Source organism: Cohnella hashimotonis, assembly GCF_030014955.1.
Taxonomy (GTDB): domain Bacteria; phylum Bacillota; class Bacilli; order Paenibacillales; family Paenibacillaceae; genus Cohnella; species Cohnella hashimotonis.
Map to the genome: position 1 here is coordinate 3,561,167 of NZ_JAGRPV010000001.1, position 14,081 is coordinate 3,575,247.

Here is a 14,081-nt window from a genome sequence, read left to right on the forward strand (position 1 = left end):
GAATTGTCAAGTTGCAAATTTTGGCCGCACCCATTCACTCCACCCCATTATACATGATGCCAATCCACTCGTACAAGTCAGGCTAACGAATACGGCCGAATGCGATTAATTTCTCCATTTAACGCAAAACCGATGCCGCCAGGCATCGGTTGCTCGAATGTCGTATAGAATTAAACCCATCGATCGATTGGCTTTCAGTTAAACAAGGCCTCGATAAAGGCCCGTTCTTCTGCGGTAGCGGGAGCGAGCGGCAGTCTCACGCCGCCTACGTTCAGTCCTTTGGCTGTCAGGGCATGCTTGACGGCGACGGGATTCGGCACTGGATGCGGACATTGGAACAGGCCTTTGAAGACCGGAAAAAGCTTGGCGTTGAGCTGCGCAGCCTCCGCGATCCGTCCTTCAAGGAAGGAATCGATCAATTGCTTCATTTCAGCGCCGACGACATGGCTCGCTACGCTAATAATGCCATAGCCGCCTACGGCCAGCGTCGGAAGCGTGATGCCGTCGTCTCCGCTGTATACGATAAAGCCTTCAGGCGCTCCCGCAACCAGCTCGGTAATTTGTTCGACGGACGCGCATTCCTTGGTTGCCACAACGTTCGGAAGCTGCGCGAGCCTAAGCGTAGTAGCAGTCGATAAGCTCACGACTGTGCGGCCCGGCACATTGTACAAAATAACCGGCAGCTTCGTCGATTCTGCGATCGCTTTGAAGTGCAGGTACAGGCCCTCTTGGTTCGGCTTATTGTAGTAAGGAGCGACGAGCAGCAAAGCGTCGACGCCCGCTTCCTCGGCAATCTTGCTCAAATGAATGGAATGCGCCGTGTCGTTGCTGCCCGTGCCGGCGATGATCTTGGCGCGTCCGGCGGCGCGGCGTACCGAGAAGCGGAACAGCTCAAGCTTCTCCTCTTCGGTCAATGTCGGAGATTCGCCCGTCGTGCCCGACACGACCAGACTATCCGACTTTTGAACCTCGATGAGCTCGTCGATCAGCCGTCCGGTCGCTTCCCAATCGATTTGCAACTGCTCGTTAAATGGCGTCACCATTGCTGTAATCAGGCGGCCGAAATCCATACCCGTATCCTCCTTCGTCTATATGCCGATCCCTATCGTCTCATCCATTATAAACTTCATGATACCGCATGCAAGGCAAAAGCGGAATGGAGCGCCGACAAGGCGGCCGCCATATCCTCCTCGCGCACGAGCACCCAGATCGTCGTATTCGAGTCCGCGGACTGCAGGATCGGGATCTGCCGCTCGGCAAGCGCCTCCACGATCTTCGCCATGACGCCCGGTTCCCCGTTCATGCCGCCGCCGATGACCGAAACCTTGGCACAGCCGCTGCGGACGCGAGGCTCAAAGCCCATCTCCGCGAGCAGCCGCAGCGCAAGCGGCGCGTCGCCGTCAGTCACCGTATAAAGGACGCCGGCAGGCATAACGTTTATAAAGTCGACGCTGATACCATTCCTGGCCATCGACCGAAATACTTCAAGCTGCGGATTAAGCGCAGTCCCTTCCGCGGATATCGCAATCTGCGTGACGCCTTTGACATGCGCAAGCCCGGTCACCGTCCGGTCGCTCCAGCCGATATGGCCTTCGGCCGCGTTGGCATGCGTGACGAGCGTCCCCTCTCCGTCTGAAAAGGTGGAGCGAACGCGCACCGGGATGCCGGCTTTCATCGCAATCTCGACAGCTCTCGGATGAATGACCTTGGCCCCGTTGTGGGCCATGTTGCAAATCTCGTCGTAACTGACGACTGCGAGCTGACGGGCTTCGGACACGACCCGCGGATCCGCGGTTAAAATGCCGTCGACGTCCGTGTAGATGTCCACCACGTCCGCTTGAAGCGCGGCGCCGAGCGCGGTAGCCGACGTATCGCTGCCGCCGCGCCCGAGCGTGGTGATCTCCCCGTCTGCCGTAGCGCCCTGAAATCCCGTCACGATGACGATCTTGCCTTGCGCAAGGCTTGCAAGGATCCGTTCGGTCTTCACCTCTACGATACGCGCGGCACCGAACTTGTTATCCGTAACGATGCCGGCTTGCGCGCCCGTTAAGACGACGCTAGGCAGATCATGGGCGCCAAGCAGACTGCATAAAGTAGCTGCGGAGATTAACTCTCCGCAGCTCATCAGCAAGTCCTTCTCCCGCTCGGCCAGGCCGGCGCCGTTCGCGCCGATCCACTCCAGCAGCGTATCGGTCGCATACGGCTCGCCCCGCCGGCCCATTGCGGACACGACGACGACCAGACCGGCGCCGGCTTCGTATTCTCGCCGAATATGACGGAGGACGTGCCCCCGAGCATCAGCATCGGACAGCGACGTCCCTCCGAACTTTTGAACCGTAACCATCGATGCATCCTTCCTCGCCTCGAAAATGTCGGAACCGCGTTTGTCCTGGGCGCCGTTCAGAAACGGGAGGGAATGAGACCGCAACCGTCAGACCAGCCCTCCCCGGCTTCGGGAAGGGCTGGGGGCTGTCGATTTAGGCGCGCGAAGCTGCGATGTGTTCGGCGATCTGAACGGCGTTCCAAGCTGCGCCTTTGAGCAGATTGTCGGATACGATCCACAGATTAAGCGCGCGCGGGTTGGACAGGTCGCGCCGGACGCGTCCGACGAATACTTCGTTCTTGCCCGCCGCATCGGTCGCAAGCGGATAAAGCTGGCTGTCCGGATCGTCCTGGAGCACGATGCCCGGCGAGCCGGCGAGCAAAGTCTTGATCTCGCCGATGTCGAAGTCTTGCTTGAGCTCGACGTAGACCGACTCGGAGTGGCCGTACACCACCGGAATCCGTACGCAAGTCGCGGTGACTTCGAGCGTGTCGTCGTCCATGATCTTTTTCGTTTCCCGGATCATCTTCATCTCTTCGAGCGTGAAGCCGTTGTCCTGGAACTTGTCGATCTGCGGAATCGCGTTGAAGGCGATCTGATGCTTGACAGGCAGCGATCCTACCGGCAAAATGTCCGGCTGCGGATCGTTGCCCGCGAGCACTTCCTTCGACTGCCGAAGCATCTCGTCGATCGCGCGCGCGCCGGCGCCGGAAACGGCTTGGTACGTCGATACGATGATGCGGGAAATGCCGTACCGGTCGTATAGCGGCTTAAGCGCGGCGACCATCTGGATCGTCGAGCAGTTCGGGTTCGCAATGACGCCCTTGTGCTCCGCAACCTTGCCGATGTTAACCTCGGGCACGACGAGCGGCGTCGTCGGGTCCATGCGGTAAGCGTTCGTATTGTCGATGCACACGGCTCCATGCTCGATCGCATGTGGAATAAGCGCCTTGGATACGTCTCCGCCCGCGCTGAAAAGCGCGATCTCGACGCCCTTGAAGCTGTCCGGCGTCGCCTCTTCGACCGTATAGGTCCGGCCTTTAAATTCGATCTTCGTTCCGGCGGAGCGCGCCGAAGAGAGAAGCTTCAGTTCCTTGATCGGGAAGTTGCGCGCTGCGAGCTGCTTCAGGATCTGTTCCCCAACGGCGCCGGTCGCTCCCACGACGGCGACGTTAAACAACGTAGGCGTAGACATGATGATGACTCTCCCCTCTAATCAAACGACAATCTCTATATGGATAAGTTCAAGCGAATAAAAACCGTTCGATAAGCATCGGCTGCAGCTGTTTGCCCTGAAGGGCCGCTTCGCACGTATCGATCGCCAGATCCATCCGGGCGACAAGCGAGTTGGGCTTCTGCTGCGGATTGTCCTGGCCGAACGGCACGAAGAAAATATTCTTCGCGACGAGCAGCTTCGCGATATTCGCGGCGTTAAGGCCAAGTCCGTCGTTCGTGGAGATCGCCAGCACGAGCGGCTTTCCGTTGCGCATCTGGGCCTTGGCGGCCATCAGCACCGGTCCGTCTGTCATCGCATTGGCCAGCTTGCTCGTCGTATTGCCCGTGCAAGGCGCGATGATCATCACGTCGAATCGCTTGGAAGGACCGAGCGGCTCGGCGTCCACGATCGTACTGATGATCTCGTTGCCCGTCATGCGGGTCAACTCCGATCGCCAATGCGCCGATGCCCCGAAGCGGGTGTCCGTCGTCAGCACGCTCTGGCTGACAACCGGCACGACGTTCGCTCCGGCATCTACGAAGCGCTGGATCTGAGGCATGATCTCCGGCAGCGTGCAGTGCGAGCCGGATAACGCGTATCCGACCGTGATTCCTTGCCAATTCATGGCGCTTCCCCCTGTTTGTAGTCGTCCAGAATGCTCTGGCACAGACTGTTCGCGATGATGCGTCCTGCCGTCTTGGGGGCGACGATGCCGGGCAATCCGGGTGCCAGAAGCGCCTTGATGCCGCGCTTCTCCGCGAAGCGGAAGTCGGTGCCGCCGGGCTTGGATGCAAGGTCGATAATGACCGCGCGAAGGGGAAGTTTGGAGATCACTTGTGCTGTGACTATCATATTCGGTATCGTATTAAAAATCAAGTCAATATTCCCCGCCAGACGCGCCAAATCAGCGATATAGAAGGGCTCGAAGCCCATCTCGTACGCCCTTGCGAATGCGTCTTCCCGACGCACGCCAGCCATCACGACCGCTCCCAATCCCTGCAGCGTACGGGCCATCGTCATCCCCGTCCGGCCGAGTCCGAGCACCATGCATCTCGAACCGTGGATCGTAATATCCGTATGCTGAATCGCCATCATCAAGGCGCCTTCCGCCGTCGGTATCGAATTGTAAATGGCTACGTCGTCCCGCTCGAACAACTCTACGACCGTCAGCCGGTGCTTCTCTCCGAGCTTGCGCAAATAGGGTCTTGCAAGTCCGGTATAGATTTTGCACGTTTTCGGCAGTGCGGCGGCATAGTCGTCCGTAAACTTCAGTTCTTGATCCGTGAAAATCGCCGAGATCGCACCGTCCTCTTCCGTTCCGGCCACCGGCAGCAACAGCGCGTCCGCGCCTCGCAGCGCGTCCGGGGTCCACTCCGTCTTGGTCACGCCCGAAAAAGGCGTGTCGAGACGCTCGAATCCCATCAGCGTTACCGTCGCATCCAGTTCGGTAAGCCGCCTTATGACTTCGAGCTGCCGCGCGTCGCCTCCGGCGACGATAATATGCACGCCCGTAAGCATGACTTCTCCCTCCTTTGACCTTGGCGCCTGCCGGCATCCTCAGCGCAGACGGCCGAGATCGAATGCCTCCCGGGCGATGTCGTCGCGGCTCGGGCGGCAAGCATCGCGACTTGCATAGCACATCGTATGCAGACGCCTCCCGGCGGGTGCGGATACGCGGGGAAAGGCAAAGGGCGACGAAAATGCGCGAAGCGACAGTCGCCTCGCGCGGAATAAAATTATTGATCCAGCGGTATTTCGATTCGATACGGCTTCTCAATGTATTGCGGATACATGTACACGTCGAAGGTCAACGGTTGGACGTAATCGCCGGACGAAAGTTCGTAGCGATCTTCTTCGTGCATGTATTCTCCGCCCGCGAAGCCCATTGACGTTCCCATTGCAGTAGCCGTCCCCTTTTTCCCAGCCGCGTCGACGAAAGGCCCCGCAAGCAGCATGTATCCCATGTTGTCGTCTTTACGCGACAGGTTAAGCTTGAACGTAACAAACGTTTTTCCAAAACTTGTACTTACGTCTGCCACCGCCACCTGGCCATCCGGCGCTTGAACGATCGACTTCTTATCCGTGTCGACGACCAGAAGAAGCTTGCCCTTGTCGACAGCTCTGAACCAGGAGCCGGTCAGATACAGCTTCTTGGGATTGCGGAAATAACTGCTCTTAAATTCGAAGTGCGCCTCATTCTTCTCGGCCGCGCCCATGCTAAAACTCGGGAGACCCCATTCCTTGCCGGCGTCGTCCACGATAAGCATGTCCCCGGCACCGAATATCGCTTTCGTGTTGCTTTCTTCACAATAGCCTTCGATCGCGATTCGCAGCGGCGAGATTCGAGCCTTCTCGATCACGATGCGTTGTCCGTCGACCTCAATGGTTTCGTCCAGCGGGATCGTACGTTCGTTTCCGGCGAATAGCTTCTTGTCGATGGGAAAAGTAACGGCGTAAGTCGCATTCCTCAGCTTGACCGACATTCCCATCACATCAGGCAGCGGCTCGCGCTCCGGAAATAAAATCTCGATCGAGTCTGTCTGGGATCGCGCCTCCTCCGTGCCTTGAACATAGCCGGCCGTTCCATAGCTCAGCCCCAGCTTACGTCCCGAACCATCTTTCCAGTCGATGTCCTGTACGGACATTTGTTCGCCGGGCGCGAGTCCTTCCAACGTGTATACGAGCACCATACGAGCCTTGTCGGCGACGATTCCCTCCACCGTAAACTTCAGTCCGTCATGCTCGTCGGACACGTCCACTTTTTGCAGATAGCCATTGTCTATGGCATCCTGCAGCGTATCGTCGCTTGGATAATCGTGGCGGATCGCCTCGACGAGCGCCTCCATGCCTGGAATCTGCCGAATGGCCGAAGCAAATGCGGGGGATACCCGGATGGAAGCGAAGCAGACGATGAGAAAACAACTTGCCGCAGCAAAAGCCAAAAACCTTTTCTGAAACTTCCTTCGTCGCCTTCGAACAAGCGCTTGGCCCGACGCCAGTCCCGCCATAATCGCATCGTCCGCCTTCCGGAGCAGATCGGAGTCCGAGGTCCGCTCCTCAATCCGCGCCCAAAAAATGCGCCGTTCCGTTTCCATCCAGCGTCCCCTCCTTCCCAAGCTCCCGCCTTAATTGTGCGAGCGCTCTATTCAGCCAAGCTTTAACCGTTCCCTCCGGATGCCCCAGCAGCATGGCGATATCGCTTATCGTCATGTCCTCCGCATACTTTAAAACGACGACCTGTTTCCATTTGGGAGCAAGTCCCGCAACCGCTTCTTCGAACTTCATTGCTTCCCCGTGGCCCGCATCGGATGCGGCCGCTTCCGGCCATTTTTCAACCGGCCTTAGCCTCTTGCGACGCTTTTGCTCATCCGCGCACACATTCATCAAGATACGTACCAGCCACGTTTTGAAAAAAGTCGGTTGCTTCAAGCTCGGCAGTTTGGCATAGGCACGACAAGTCGTCTCCTGGATCGCTTCCAGCGCCGCATCCTCGTTATGCAAATATGCGAGCGCAACGCGCAGCATCGTTCTACGCGCCCTGCCCATCAGATCAAGAAAAGCCTCGTCGTCGCCGTTTTTTGCCCGCAGGACAAGCAGCCCGTCCGCTTCCAGTTCCGTAGCTTGCAGTACGTGCAGACCGTCTGGCGACCGCTGCCCCATTAATCCCGCGTCTCCGTCTTCATTCAAGCGACCCGACCTCCATTCCAAACATTAGACTGGCAACAGCCGCCAACGGTTTCGCAGGCCATAAAAAAAAGTCTTGCAGGGCGCGCACGCCCTGCAAGACTTTTAACTCAAACGCCCGTATGGCCGAAGCCGCCGGCGCCGCGCACCGTATCCGGAAGCTCGTCGGTCTCCTCGATCGTCACCTGAGGCACCCGCTGGAATACCATCTGCGCGATGCGCTCGCCGCGCTCGATCGCGAAGGGCTGCTGCCCCAGGTTCACGAGCAGCACCTTAACCTCGCCCCGGTAATCGGCATCGATCGTGCCCGGCGAGTTCAAGCAGGTAATCCCGTGCTTATAGGCCAGACCGCTGCGCGGTCTGATCTGGGCTTCAAGTTCCGCAGGCATCGCCATGGCGAAGCCCGCCGGAATCAGTGCCCTGTCGCCCGGCGCGAGCACGACCGGCTCGGCCACGGCGGCATGAAGGTCAAACCCCGCAGCCCATTCGGACATGCGGCGCGGCAGCGGAACGTCTTCATTCCCCGGCAGCCGCTTCAACTGGATTGGATACAACGAATTCCCTCCCTATTCCCGACAACACCTTTTCTTGCGAGCCGACGAGCGCCAAAGCCGCAGGCTGGCTCATAATACGGTCCATCATTTGCGCGACATCTTCCATCTTGACCGCGTCGATCCGCTCGATCATCTCGTCGAGCGTCAGATGGCGTCCGAGCATCAGCTCGTTTTTGCCGAGCCGGTTCATGCGGCTGCTCGTGCTCTCGAGACTCAGGATCAGGTTGCCCTTGAGCTGCTCCTTGCCGCGGTTCACTTCGGCTTCGCTCAATCCTTTGGCATGGACTTCGGAGAGCATCTCCATCGTCAGATCGTATACGTCCCTCGTCTGCTTCGGCGCCGTACCCGCGTATACGGTGAACAACCCGCTGTCCGCGTAGCTCGTATGGTACGAATAGACCGAATAGGCGAGCCCGCGCTTTTCCCGGATCTCCTGGAACAGACGCGAACTCATCCCGCCGCCGATCGCATTGTTGAGCAGCGTCATCGCGTACATCTTGGGATCGTCGATCGGGCAGCCAGGAAACGTAAGGCACAGATGGTTCTGCTCCGTCTTTTTGGCATGGAACAACGCATCCGGCCTGAAGTCCGGTACAGTAAGCATCGGCGCTTCCGAATGTATGGCAAAGTCGCCGAAATGCTTTTCGAGCAGTTCCAGCACGCTCTCGTCCACGTTGCCGGCGAGGCTGACGACCGTATTATCGATCGTGTACCGGCGAGTCATATAATCCCGCAGATCGTCCGGTCCCATCGCGTGCAAGCGCTCGGCGGTTCCCAAAATCGAATAGGCCAGCGGATGATCGCCGTAAGCGGCCGTAGAGGCCAGATCGTGAACCGTGTCGTCCGGCGTATCGTCGTACATGGCGATCTCTTCGAGAATCACGTTCTTTTCCTTGGCCAGCTCTTCTTCGGCGAGCTGGGATTCGAAGAACATGTCCGATAAAATGTCCACGGCGATCGGCAGGTGCTGATCGAGAACCTTGGCGTAATAGCAGGTGTATTCCTTGGCGGTGAAGGCGTTAACGTTGCCGCCGATTCCGTCGAAGCGGTCGGCGATATCCTTCGCCGAGTGGCGGCGCGTACCTTTGAACAGCATATGCTCGACGAAATGCGAAATTCCGTTGTCGGCGATCGTCTCGTATCGGGACCCCGTTTTCACCCAAATGCCGAACGCAACCGACCTGCTGGTCGGGATATTCTCAATCATCACGCGCAAGCCGTTCTTCAGCGTGTACTTGTTCAACCGTTCTCCCCCTTGCCATGAATGATAACATGATATCAAAAATCGACATCCCCCACAACCGAAGATGCGCCGCAAAGCGATGCCATGAACATTTAATTACCCCGTGCAGGCACATCTAACCGCCTCTCCGACAGCACCTCTGATACCGTTCCGGGTACGAGCCCCTTCGCTTTGGTCTGACGGATAATCCCCTTGAGCGCCTGCTCGGTCGTTGATGTCGGATGCATCAGAATAAGGGTCCCCGGTCCAACGCCTGCTCCGATTTTCGCGATGACGCCTGCTGCGGGCGGACGCTTCCAATCGACGGTATCGAGCGTCCACAGCACCGTGGTCAAACCGAGTCCGGCCGCAATTCGTACCGTCCTGTCGTCGAAATCGCCGGAGGGCGGCGCGAACAAACGATTGTCGACGTCCAGCGTTTTTTTTAGCAGCGATTGCGTTTTGGCGATCTCTTCGAGCTGCTTGGCGTCGGTAATCGTACTCATGTTTTTATGAGAGTAAGCGTGATTCGATACCTCGTGGCCGCGCCGGATGATCTCTTCCGCAGCCTCCTTGTTTTTGCTCAGCCAGCTCCCGTCGAGGAAAAAGGTCGCTTTGACCTGTTCGTCGTCCAGCGTCTTTAATATAGAAGCTAAATATTCGTTGCCCCATGCGACGTTGATCATCAGCCCGACCGCAGGCTTCGCCGGATTGCCGCGATAGACCGGCGAAGGCGGCAGATCCCGCAGCGATACCTTCGGTGCGATCTCCTTGTACACCCACGGCACCTTGTCCGCGGAGCCGGCGGCGGACTCGGCCGTCCACCCCGCCGCTTTCGCCTTGGCGTATGTCGCTTCCACGTCCACTGTCCTGCCGTTATACCCCGGTATCGCCTTCCAAACACGGTCGACTTTGGCGTCCTTCGGCCGAATCGCGCGCTTTTGGGCTTCCTGCTTAAGCCATGCCTTCAACGGCTCTTCCTCATTCGCCCGATCTTCTGCCGCTGCCGGCTGCTCCTTGTCGCCGAGGAATCCCGTCTCCGCGTATGTCGCCTCTCCGCTTGCGGACTTGGCGGATTCCACGTATGCGTGCAGCGGACCGTACCGGCCCGCGCCGAGCAACAGGACGAGCAGCGCCAGCATGACCGTTGGCGGCCAACGCGTTTTGCTCATGGCTGATTCCCAGCTCCTATCCGGGCGCGGACGCGCCCTCGCTTGTCTACATCCTATGCAATCCTGGCGGTTATTATGAACCGCAGGCCGGGCGAGGAAACCGTCATCGGAGGGGAAGCGCCGGCAAGCCAAATAAAAAAAGAGACTGAAAAATATTCGGTCTCTTTTGCTTATCCTATGCAGTTGGTAAAGCTAAAGCTGGCGCCGATTACTGACCGCTCTGTACTTCGGTCGTGAGCAGCGCCTTGCGGGACAGATTCACGCGGCCCATGTTGTCGATCTCGGTGACCTTGACCATGATCTTGTCGCCGATAGCGACGGCGTCCTCGACCTTGGCTACGCGCTCGGTCGACAGCTGGGAGATGTGGACCAGTCCGTCTTTGCCCGGCAGGATCTCGACGAACGCGCCGAACTTCTCGATGCGCTTAACTGTGCCGAGATACGTCTCGCCGACGATGACTTCGCGTACGATGCCTTCGATGATCGAGCGAGCCTTGTCGTTGGCGGCCGCATCGGAGGACGCGATGTAGACGGTGCCGTCCTGCTCGATATCGATCTTGACGCCGGTCTCCTCGATGATCTTGTTGATGATCTTGCCGCCGGAACCGATGACGTCGCGGATCTTGTCCGGATTGATGTGCATCGTAATGATCTTCGGCGCGTATTTGCTCAGTTCCTTGCGCGGCTCGGACATGACTTCCATCATCTTGCCGAGGATGAACATGCGGCCTTCCTTCGCTTGCTCGAGCGACTGCGTCAGGATGGAACGGTCGATGCCGTCGATCTTGATATCCATCTGGATCGCGGTGACGCCCTTCGCCGTGCCTGCCACCTTAAAGTCCATGTCGCCGAGATGGTCTTCCATCCCTTGGATGTCCGTAAGGATCGTGAAGTGGTCCCCGTCCTTGATGAGGCCCATCGCCACGCCTGCGACAGGCGCTTTGATCGGCACGCCTGCGTCCATCATCGCCAGCGTGCTGGCGCAGATGCTCGCCTGGGACGTTGAACCGTTGGATTCGAGCACCTCGGAGACAAGACGAATCGTATACGGGAACTCTGCTTCAGACGGGATGACCTTCAGCAGCGCGCGTTCGCCGAGTGCGCCGTGACCGATCTCGCGGCGTCCCGGCGCGCGGAGCGGGCGGGCTTCGCCGACCGAAAACGGCGGGAAGTTGTAATGGTGCATAAAACGCTTGGATTCTTCGAGGCCGATGCCGTCGAGAATTTGCACTTCGCCGAGCGGACCGAGCGTGCAGATGCTGAGCGCCTGGGTCTGGCCGCGGGTGAACAAGCCGGAGCCGTGCGTGCGCGGCAGCAGCGATACGTCGCCGGAGATCGGACGGATCTCTTCCGGCTTGCGGCCGTCGGGGCGTACCTTGTCGTGCGTAATTAAGCGGCGAACTTCGTTTTTGACGATATCGTAAAGCACTTCCTTGACATCGCCGAGCTTGCCCGGCTCGTCCGCGTAAACGGCGGAAAAATGCTCGACCGTCTCGGCGTTGATCGCATCGATCGCTTCCTGACGGGCATGCTTTTCCTCGATGCGGACCGCCTCGACGAGTCTCGCTTGCGCAAACGCGTTGACGTCGCTCTCGACGGCGGCATCGACGGCATGCAGCTTGACTTCCATCTTCGGTTGGCCGGCGACTGCGACGAGCTGGTTGATCGTGTCTACGATCTTCTTGATCTCGTCGTGGCCGAACATGATCGCTTCGAGCACGTCCGCTTCAGGCACTTCGTCGGCTTCGGCTTCGACCATCATGATCGCGTCCTGCGTACCCGCCACGACGACGTGCATGTCGCTCTTTTCTTCCTCGGCGACGGTCGGGTTGATGATGAACTTGCCGCCGACGCGGCCGACGATGACACCGCCGATCGGTCCGTCGAACGGAACGTTGGAGATGGCGAGCGCCGCAGACGTGCCGATCATGGCCGCGATCTCCGGCGGGCAGTCCTGATCGACGCTCATGACGAGGCTGACGATCTGCACGTCGTTGCGGAAGCCTTCGGGGAACAGCGGACGGATCGGACGGTCGGTCAGGCGTGAAGCCAGGATAGCTTTCTCGCTGGGACGTCCTTCGCGCTTGATGAAGCCTCCCGGAATTTTGCCGACGGCATACAGTTTTTCTTCATAGTTGACGGTGAGCGGGAAAAAATCCAGGTCCTTCGGTCCGGAAGATGCCGTGACGGTGGACAGAACGACCGTATCTCCGTAGCGGACGACAACGGCGCCGTTCGCCTGCTTCGCCAGACGGCCCGTCTCGAGCGATAACGGACGTCCGCCGAGCGACATCTCTACTTGGTGTGCCAGTGCAATCCCTCCTCTAAATTAGACATATGTAAATTCGACATACTCTCTATTATTTCCTGCCGAACGAATCTTAGGCGTCCGGAACAAGCCATAAGCTTGAAAAAAGCAACCCGCCGCCCCGGGGTCCATGCCCGACTGGCTAAGCAGGTTGCTTGTGTCGCGAAGCGAATTAACGGCGCAGGCCGAGCTTCTCGATCAGCGCGCTGTAACGCTTGACGTCCTTGTTCTTCAGGTATGCCAGCAGCTTGCGACGTTGGCCGACCATTTTAAGCAGGCCGCGGCGCGAGTGGTGGTCCTTCTTGTGGGACCTGAAGTGGGTCGTCAGGTTGTTGATGTTCTCCGTCAGGATCGCGATTTGAACTTCCGGGGATCCGGTGTCCGAAGCGTGCGTTTTGTGCAGCTCGATCAGTTCTTGTTTGCGCTCTTGCGTCAATGCCATCCCAATCACCTCCGTGTTCGATTTGTCTAATCGCCTGTGGCCGAGCTGTCGCCGGTGAGAGCGTCCGGCCAAGCCAAGGTTCTTATGAAATCGGCATAGCCGACAACGTACAACAGTATAGCACAAAGCCTATTATCATAGCAACAAGCGGTTAAGGCACGATGATGGACGATCTCACCGCAAGCCTAACGACCGCAGTTCGTCGCGTGCTTGCTCGGCATCCTTACTGATCTGCGATTTGAGCGCCTCGAATGAAGCGAACTTCGTCTCGGGACGCAAAAAGCGGTGAAACCGCACGGTCAGCGTCCGACCGTACAGGTCGCCTTGGAAATCGAACAAATTCGTCTCGAGCCTCGGTGCGCCGCCCGGCGCGTCGAACGTCGGACGGACGCCGACGTTGATGACGCCGCCGAGCTCGCGCGTCCCTCCGTCCGCGCCGCCTACGGTCACCGCGTAGACACCGTGCCGCGGAATGACGTACGGATCGGCCGGCAGCATGTTCGCCGTCGGAAAACCGAGCAGACGGCCGCGCGCATCGCCGTGGACGATCTCGCCCGATATCGCATAGGGACGTCCCAGCAGCACGGCTGCCGTTTCGGTATCGCCCGAATCCAGACATGCGCGAATACGCGTACTGCTGATCTTGGCATTTCCCTCAAAGACCGGCTCCACGACACGGACAGATATCTCGTCGTCGCTCAGCCGCCGGAGCGCCTCGGCATCGCCTTGCCCGCGATGGCCGAAACGGAAGTCAAAGCCGACGACGGCGGTTCGCACCCCGAGCGGCAGCAGCAGTCTCCGGACGAAGCTCTCCGCGGATACTTCGGCAAAGCCGTGATCGAATGCCACGACATAAGCCAGCTCGATCCCAAGCTCCGCGAACAGCGCCAGCTTGTCCTCGAGCGGCGTTAAAACGGTATGATAGCCGTCCTTGCCGAGAACGGTTCGCGGATGCGGGCTGAACGTCAGCACGGCCGGGGTGAACCCCTGCTCTCTGGCGGACGCTACAGCCTGACGGATCACCTCGGCGTGCCCTCTATGGACGCCGTCGAAAAATCCGACCGCCACCGCGATGCGTTCCCGGCAGGCGCCTGACGGGAGGCCGCCTTCCGCCGTCAACATCGTATGAGTCAAATCGTAACGTTCCACCCTGCTGTCCT

At 58.9% G+C, this 14,081-nt stretch carries 13 protein-coding genes; all 13 read right to left on the reverse strand.

The genetic code is table 11. The features are described 5' to 3' along the window. Positions 1-194 precede the first annotated feature (194 nt). A complete protein-coding gene (gene dapA / locus KB449_RS14345) occupies positions 195-1,070 on the reverse strand; it encodes a 4-hydroxy-tetrahydrodipicolinate synthase (protein ID WP_282909034.1) in 876 nt (291 codons plus the stop codon). Positions 1,071-1,126: 56 nt separating this feature from the next. Next, on the reverse strand, positions 1,127-2,344 hold the full coding sequence (gene dapG / locus KB449_RS14350; RefSeq protein ID WP_282909035.1) for an aspartate kinase: 1,218 nt from the start codon (positions 2,342-2,344) through the stop codon (positions 1,127-1,129). A 133-nt stretch (positions 2,345-2,477) separates the two neighbouring features. Continuing rightward, positions 2,478-3,518, reverse strand: coding sequence for an aspartate-semialdehyde dehydrogenase (locus tag KB449_RS14355; protein ID WP_282909036.1), 1,041 nt, complete (start codon positions 3,516-3,518; stop codon positions 2,478-2,480). A 49-nt stretch (positions 3,519-3,567) separates the two neighbouring features. Beyond that, positions 3,568-4,164 carry a dipicolinate synthase subunit B gene (locus KB449_RS14360; protein ID WP_282909037.1) on the reverse strand — a complete coding sequence of 199 codons (597 nt, stop codon included), beginning with the start codon at positions 4,162-4,164 and terminating at the stop codon, positions 3,568-3,570. Then, on the reverse strand, positions 4,161-5,057 hold the full coding sequence (dpsA, locus tag KB449_RS14365) for a dipicolinate synthase subunit DpsA (protein WP_282909038.1): 897 nt from the start codon (positions 5,055-5,057) through the stop codon (positions 4,161-4,163). Before dpsA ends, KB449_RS14360 begins: the two co-directional genes overlap by 4 nt. 218 nt (positions 5,058-5,275) lie before the next feature. Continuing rightward, complete coding sequence (locus KB449_RS14370; protein WP_282909039.1) at positions 5,276-6,634, reverse strand: DUF4179 domain-containing protein; 1,359 nt, start codon at positions 6,632-6,634, stop codon at positions 5,276-5,278. Further along, on the reverse strand, positions 6,597-7,226 hold the full coding sequence (locus KB449_RS14375) for a sigma-70 family RNA polymerase sigma factor (RefSeq protein ID WP_282909040.1): 630 nt from the start codon (positions 7,224-7,226) through the stop codon (positions 6,597-6,599). Before KB449_RS14375 ends, KB449_RS14370 begins: the two co-directional genes overlap by 38 nt. 107 nt (positions 7,227-7,333) lie before the next feature. Further along, the gene (dut, locus tag KB449_RS14380; RefSeq protein ID WP_282909041.1) at positions 7,334-7,777 is read right to left on the reverse strand and encodes a dUTP diphosphatase; all 444 of its coding nucleotides are present in this window, start codon (positions 7,775-7,777) and stop codon (positions 7,334-7,336) included. Further along, on the reverse strand, positions 7,740-9,020 hold the full coding sequence (locus KB449_RS14385) for a M16 family metallopeptidase (RefSeq protein WP_282909042.1): 1,281 nt from the start codon (positions 9,018-9,020) through the stop codon (positions 7,740-7,742). The genes dut and KB449_RS14385 overlap by 38 nt, the downstream gene beginning before the upstream one ends. Before the next feature lie 92 nt (positions 9,021-9,112). Continuing rightward, entirely contained in the window at positions 9,113-10,171 is a 1,059-nt protein-coding gene (locus KB449_RS14390; RefSeq protein ID WP_282909043.1) for a polysaccharide deacetylase family protein, read from the reverse strand. Positions 10,172-10,379: 208 nt separating this feature from the next. Next, positions 10,380-12,464 (reverse strand): polyribonucleotide nucleotidyltransferase, encoded by a 2,085-nt coding sequence (gene pnp / locus KB449_RS14395; protein ID WP_434082505.1) that lies wholly within the window; start codon positions 12,462-12,464, stop codon positions 10,380-10,382. A gap of 187 nt (positions 12,465-12,651) precedes the next feature. Next, positions 12,652-12,921 carry a 30S ribosomal protein S15 gene (rpsO, locus tag KB449_RS14400; RefSeq protein ID WP_090115765.1) on the reverse strand — a complete coding sequence of 90 codons (270 nt, stop codon included), beginning with the start codon at positions 12,919-12,921 and terminating at the stop codon, positions 12,652-12,654. 174 nt (positions 12,922-13,095) lie between these two features. After that, positions 13,096-14,070, reverse strand: coding sequence for a bifunctional riboflavin kinase/FAD synthetase (locus KB449_RS14405; RefSeq protein ID WP_282909044.1), 975 nt, complete (start codon positions 14,068-14,070; stop codon positions 13,096-13,098). Positions 14,071-14,081 lie beyond the last annotated feature (11 nt).